Here is a 2,105-nt window from a genome sequence, read left to right on the forward strand (position 1 = left end):
TGTTAAAGCCGATGATAAAATCCCCAATATAGCCGGAATAAAATTCCCCACTTACAATAGAACCATAGTGTCAACGAGAGGAGCTATGGTTCATGATTACGAGAGGGGAATTTTTTATGATCAAAGAGATGTATGAAAGGGGAATGAGTATTTCCGATATTGCGAGGGAATTGGGGATCGATCGGAAAACCGTCCGAAAATATATTCACTCCCCCAATCCTCCTTCCAAATCCAAGCGAAAACAAAGAAAAAGCAAGTTAGATCCATTTAAGCCGTATCTTCAAAAACGAATGTTAGAAGATGGGGTGTTTAATAGCGAAAAGTTGTTTTTTGAAATTCGACAACAGGGCTATACGGGAGGAAAGACGATTTTAAAAGACTATATGAAACCTTTCCGAGAGACGGCGAAAAAGAAATACACCGTTCGTTATGAAACGCTTCCTGGCGAACAAATGCAAGTCGATTGGAAAGAAGTTGGGGAGGTCGTGATCGAAGGGAAAAAAGTCAAGTTATCGCTATTTGTGGCCACGTTAGGCTATTCGCGGATGAAATACGCGGTATTTACGACCAGCCAGGATCAGGAACACTTAATGGAATGCCTGATTCAGAGCTTCAAGTACTTTGGCGGGGTTCCGAAGAAGGTGTTATTTGACAATATGAAGACCGTTACAGACGGGCGAGAACAAGGAGTGGTGAAATGGAATCAACGATTTTCCGAATTTGCGAGTTACTACGGATTTATTCCAAAAGTATGCCGGCCTTACCGGGCCCAGACAAAGGGAAAAGTCGAACGAGCCATTCAGTATATTATGGATCACTTCTATGTAGGAACATCGTTTGAAAGCATCGAAGAATTAAATTTCCTTTTACATCGTTGGCTCGATCAAGTGGCGAATCGGAAGCCAAACGCCACTACCGGCATTCCTCCGCAAGAGCGTTGGGCAGAGGAACAGCTGAAACCTCTCCCGTTGAACGATTACGATACGAGCTATCTTTCCTATCGGAAGGTGCATTGGGATGGCAGTTTCTCCTACAAAGGGGAACAATGGCTCTTATCGGCGGAGTATGCGGGCAAAGAAATTCTGGTGAAGGAGCGATTAAATGGAGATATTCGATTGTACTTTCGAGGGGAGGAGATTTCTCACGTGGACCAACAGAAAAAAGTGATTTCATTCGCCGAAAAAATAAAAAAGAAACAAACGGAAATGGCCGCCACCATTTCGCCTATTTCGGTGGAAGTGGATACTCGTCCATTGTCCGTTTATGACGCATTCCTGCGAGGGGAAAGCTCATGAAAGAACGAATACACGAGTATTGCCACCAACTCCATTTGCCTGTCATGGCGGAGCGATGGTCCGCCATGGCAGAATACGCCTCTACTCATAATATATCATATTCAGAGTTTTTATTCCGCTTATTAGAGGCAGAAATCGTCGAAAAACAGGAACGATCGATCCAAACGCTCATCAAGCTGTCCAAACTGCCGTATCGCAAGACGATCGATACGTTTGATTTTAACGCACTTCCTTCCGTGGATGAGCGTCGGATTCGAGAGCTGCTTACCTTATCGTTTATTGATCGAAAGGAGAATATTCTTTTTCTCGGTCCGCCGGGGATTGGAAAGACGCATCTGGCTATTTCGATTGGAATGGAGGCGATCGCAAGAGGGTATAAAACGTATTTTATTACCGCCCATGATTTGGTCACTCAGTTAAGAAAAGCCGACCAGGAAGGAAAGTTGGAGAAAAAGCTTCGTGTCTTTGTGAAGCCAACCGTTCTCATTATTGATGAAATGGGGTATCTAAAACTGGACCCGAACAGCGCTCATTACTTATTTCAGGTCATCGCCCGTCGGTACGAACATGCCCCGATTATCCTCACCTCCAACAAAAGCTTTGGGGAATGGGGAGAAATCGTGGGAGACTCGGTTTTGGCGACAGCGATGTTAGATCGATTACTGCATCATTCCATCATTTTCAACCTAAAGGGGGAAAGCTATCGATTGCGGGAAAAAAGGCTCCAACAAGAAAAACAGAAGGATCAATGAGGTCCTTCTGGGGAATTTTAAACCGGCGATTTTGGGGAAAAAATAATCGGCCTTGACA

Annotated in this window: 2 protein-coding genes; both read left to right on the forward strand. The window is 44.4% G+C overall.

The window, feature by feature from the left end:
* Positions 1–92: 92 nt before the first annotated feature.
* Positions 93–1,295, forward strand: a complete 1,203-nt coding sequence (istA, locus tag ETB99_RS14460; protein ID WP_171700922.1) for an IS21-like element IS5376 family transposase — start codon at positions 93–95, stop codon at positions 1,293–1,295.
* Positions 1,292–2,047, forward strand: coding sequence for an IS21-like element IS5376 family helper ATPase IstB (istB, locus tag ETB99_RS14465; protein ID WP_171700923.1), 756 nt, complete (start codon positions 1,292–1,294; stop codon positions 2,045–2,047). The genes istA and istB overlap by 4 nt, the downstream gene beginning before the upstream one ends.
* Positions 2,048–2,105 lie beyond the last annotated feature (58 nt).

Source organism: Anoxybacillus sp. CHMUD (assembly GCF_013096965.1).
GTDB lineage: Bacteria > Bacillota > Bacilli > Bacillales > Anoxybacillaceae > Anoxybacillus > Anoxybacillus kestanbolensis_A.

Excerpts from the sequence above, each read along its gene's own strand:
- istA (WP_171700922.1), top strand. The coding sequence starts at position 93 with ATGATTACGAGAGGGGAATTTTTTATGATCAAAGAGATGTATGAAAGG.
- istB (WP_171700923.1), top strand. The coding sequence starts at position 1,292 with ATGAAAGAACGAATACACGAGTATTGCCACCAACTCCATTTGCCTGTC.